This is a genomic window from Roseburia amylophila, from assembly GCF_025567465.1.
Classification (GTDB): Bacteria; Bacillota; Clostridia; order Lachnospirales; family Lachnospiraceae; genus Roseburia_C; species Roseburia_C amylophila.
Genome location: NZ_JAOQKI010000036.1, coordinates 1 through 3,447, shown reverse-complemented (window position 1 = coordinate 3,447; position 3,447 = coordinate 1). Strand labels below are relative to the sequence as shown.

At 33.9% G+C, this 3,447-nt stretch carries 4 protein-coding genes and 1 pseudogene; 2 read left to right on the top strand and 3 right to left on the bottom strand.

All coding sequences use genetic code 11. The features are described 5' to 3' along the window. The 3 genes and pseudogenes from OCV43_RS14100 to OCV43_RS13775 all read right to left on the bottom strand — a co-directional run. A pseudogene (locus OCV43_RS14100) lies at positions 1 to 63 on the bottom strand (GNAT family N-acetyltransferase); the annotation flags it as partial. Positions 64 to 150: 87 nt separating this feature from the next. After that, positions 151 to 1,446, bottom strand: coding sequence for an ATP-binding protein (locus tag OCV43_RS13780; RefSeq protein ID WP_178061847.1), 1,296 nt, complete (start codon positions 1,444 to 1,446; stop codon positions 151 to 153). A gap of 187 nt (positions 1,447 to 1,633) precedes the next feature. Continuing rightward, positions 1,634 to 2,077, bottom strand: coding sequence for an alpha/beta fold hydrolase (locus OCV43_RS13775; RefSeq protein ID WP_262624376.1), 444 nt, complete (start codon positions 2,075 to 2,077; stop codon positions 1,634 to 1,636). Positions 2,078 to 2,538: 461 nt separating this feature from the next. Between OCV43_RS13775 and OCV43_RS13770 the strand changes: the two genes are divergently transcribed. Together OCV43_RS13770 and OCV43_RS13765 are read left to right on the top strand one after the other, a co-directional pair. Then, on the top strand, positions 2,539 to 3,096 hold the full coding sequence (locus OCV43_RS13770; protein ID WP_227700582.1) for a hypothetical protein: 558 nt from the start codon (positions 2,539 to 2,541) through the stop codon (positions 3,094 to 3,096). A gap of 4 nt (positions 3,097 to 3,100) precedes the next feature. Beyond that, entirely contained in the window at positions 3,101 to 3,364 is a 264-nt protein-coding gene (locus OCV43_RS13765; protein ID WP_262624375.1) for a hypothetical protein, read from the top strand. The last annotated feature ends 83 nt before the right edge of the window (positions 3,365 to 3,447 follow it).

The window sequence follows — 3,447 nt, the reverse complement described above, 5'->3', positions numbered from 1 at the left end:
ATTTGTCTTTAACCATATGTCAGCAACTCTATTGATATCTCCGTTCAGCAACTTTCTAATCATAACAAATATTCTCCACAACTATAAAAGAGTTCGTCATCAGCTAATCCAGCTAACATTTCGAACGCTTTGAAATTCTATCATAATACATTATTTTTCGAGACAATCCGGATTGAGAAGGAAATCGTAAATATTGATTGTAAGAATTCCATATTCATCGTAATACGGCTGAACGACATCTTTGGTAATAACAATTTTTTTGAAAGAGTCATCAATCCTTCTAAACGGTCTGATTTCCTGAGTGCGTTTTATTTCATCTGGAAGCGAATATGCCGACTGGATATAGTATCTGACCGATCCCATATTACAAACAAAATCAACTTCTAGCTTCTTACGAGTTACTTTCCCATTCTTATCTTTTTCTGCAATCGGGATAACACCTACATCTACGCTGTAACCTCTCATACGCAGTTCATTGTAAATTACATTCTCCATAGAATGAGTCTGCTCAAACTGACGAAAGTTAATTCTTGCGTTGCGAAGTCCAAGATCAGAGAAATAATATTTCTTTGGAGTTTCAATGTATGCCTTACCCTTGATATCATAACGCTGTGCAGATTCAATCAAAAAAGAATCCTCAAAGCAATCCAGATATTTTTTTATGGTTGCAGAAGTAATTCTGGACTTTTTTACAGTCTTAAAGGTATTTTTCAGCTTTTCAGGATTAGTCAGTGAACCAATCGCAGATGAGAGGATATTCAACAAATCCTCCAACTCACCAATATTTTTAACACGGTTCCTCCTGGTAATATCCCGAATATAAATTTCGTTGAATAAATTCTGCAATGCAGCTGCCTTATCATTTGCATCTTCACGAAGGACAACCAGCGGAATACCACCATATAGCATATACTCAGAAAGCCCCATGTATTTATCGCCATTGTAAACATTCATAAACTCTGCAAAGCTCAAAGGGTACATATGAATCTCATCACCACGACCGGCAAATTCGGTAGCGATGTCTTTTGACAGGAGCTTTGCATTGCTTCCGGTTACGAATACATCCATATTATCTTTTCGCAGATATCCATTCAGCACTGCTTCAAAACAATCAAGCATCTGAATCTCATCAAGAAGCAGGTAGTACATTCCGTCATCAACAACTTTGGAACGGATATAAGCCATAAACTTTTCCGGGTCAATTCCACGCTTTTCTTTTTCAATCTGGATCAGACTTTCACCAATCAGGTAAAGGTCATCTGCAGAGTCAAACGCGAAACGGATGATATGATCAGCATTTACACCATTATTCAGCAAATGATGGTAAAAAAGATTATTCAGCAAATAAGACTTGCCACATCTGCGAATACCTGTAATTACCTTAATTAAGCCATTATGTTTTCTTTTTATCAGTTTGTCCAAATAGAAATCTCTGCTAATTTCCATGTAACAAGCCTCCTTAGAATAGATTTTTGCAACCTTTTACACTTTTCTATTCTATTATAGTCTCAGGAATAGAAAAAAACAATATGCGTGATCACTCCTGAAATAGATTTTTGCAACCTTTTACACTTTTCTATTCCAAAGTATTCTTATAGTATATGCAAGTCATTATCATCTTTATGCAAAGACATCATCCAGACATTCCTTTCCTATCTGCCTCGCTGATAAATTCTTCTATAAGTCTGTTGACTTCATCCGGCTGATCCGTATTGGAATTATGACCAGCATTCTTTATCCATTTAAGCGGTAAACCTTCTCTCTGATGCCATTTTTTATTGTAGCTTTTTGCTGAGCCCGCTTTATCCTTTTCGCCACAGATAAGAAGTGCCGGACAACTGATACGATATGGCAGATCTGCTTTGATTGCCTCAGCAAGCATTCTGTAACCAAAACCGGCAAGCCTTGCATATTCTTTAGGCTCTGAATCATAGGACATCATCATCTTTTGCATAAGATTCTGACCATAATCCGTCTCTGCGCATCCTCTTGAACCAGCCCTAAGAAGTGCTTTCCATGGATATATCTTATATAATGGCTCTGCTCTTTCAAGAAGCCATATTTCCATTGCTGTCATAGGCACAGGAATTATGTTATACTGTGTCTATGTAAATGAAAATGATGTTAAATTCGTTGATATTTTAGGTAAGTAAAGCGTACAACTAAATTTAAAGAATAAGTAGAATGAACACATTAATTGTTGTATAACGTTTTTATGCAATTAAGGGTTACAATTTCGATAGGAGATATTTATGAAAAAAATTATTTTTACTGTTTTTTCAATACTAATTATATTGACTACTATATTTTTTATTGCTATTGGAACAGTTCGTGATTCACGATACTATATATTGATTTTAGTTTATATTATTGTGTACAAAATTATTTTGTCATTTACAAATAGAAGCAAAAAAAGTAAACAATATTTTTCAACATTAGAATTAAATTTTATTGTATAATAATTATTATGGTTTTTATACAGAGAAATATATGAATAACTAAATGAATATATTATGCATGATGAGAGGTGAGAACAATTTGAAAGTTTACTATTTAGCGCTATCATTATTTTTAACGTTCTTCTTCGCACATCAGATAACGCATGTAATGTGCTTTGGCAGATATAGAGATAAAAAATGCAAAAAGAAAAAATTTTATTTTATCTATGGATTTTGGGTGGTATTTTTTGGAATATTGTGTACAATGATGGGTTCGGCATCAGGGGTGGATCATACATTTGATTATGGAATGAACTCCTTAGAATTGTATTTGGGCAAAAAAAATTATTTTGAGGGTAATGTTATTTATGCGGAAGATGACTATAAGCATAATGGTGATTTTATACTAGAGTATTATGTAAAAAATACAGAAGACATAGAAATAATATCAAAACAAATTGTGGAAGAAAATGTATTTATATTTAGAGCTTACAATTTAAGTGATATAAATGTTGTATGGAAATCGGTTGATGATGAGCTTTATGTTTATGGAGGTGATGAACTTTATGCAACTATAGATGTGGAAAGAAAAGGCTTGCTAGTAAAATTAAGTTTTTATTGGAATCAAGAAAAACTGAATCAAAACATGGGAGGATAAAAGTATGGCAAAAACAAAGATTGTAAAATTTATGTGTTCAATTGTGCTTGCGGTCAGTCTGGTACTTTCTCAAAGTTATACCGCAATGGCTTCAGGTTCGTCCACAATAACTGAGCAACAGTTGGGAGTTCTATTTGATGGGATGGAAAGCATAGTAGTACAGTTGGAAGAGATGGGATTGACAGAAGAGGATATAAGTGATTTATTTGGTGTACTACCAAGAGAAGACTCTTTTTACCATGAAATAGAACCACAGTCAATAGAATAGAGACCGTTTCAAGTTTTGTGTAAACGTTAAAAACTGATATAAGATTTGTGAATAGTTACAAATGGGCAGACCCGCTTTTTCAG

What these genes read in the sequence shown, in the direction of transcription:
- OCV43_RS13775 (WP_262624376.1), bottom strand. Translation starts at nt 2,077, where the DNA reads ATGACAGCAATGGAAATATGGCTTCTTGAAAGAGCAGAGCCATTATAT.
- OCV43_RS13780 (WP_178061847.1), bottom strand. Translation starts at nt 1,446, where the DNA reads ATGGAAATTAGCAGAGATTTCTATTTGGACAAACTGATAAAAAGAAAA.
- OCV43_RS13765 (WP_262624375.1), top strand. Translation starts at nt 3,101, where the DNA reads ATGGCAAAAACAAAGATTGTAAAATTTATGTGTTCAATTGTGCTTGCG.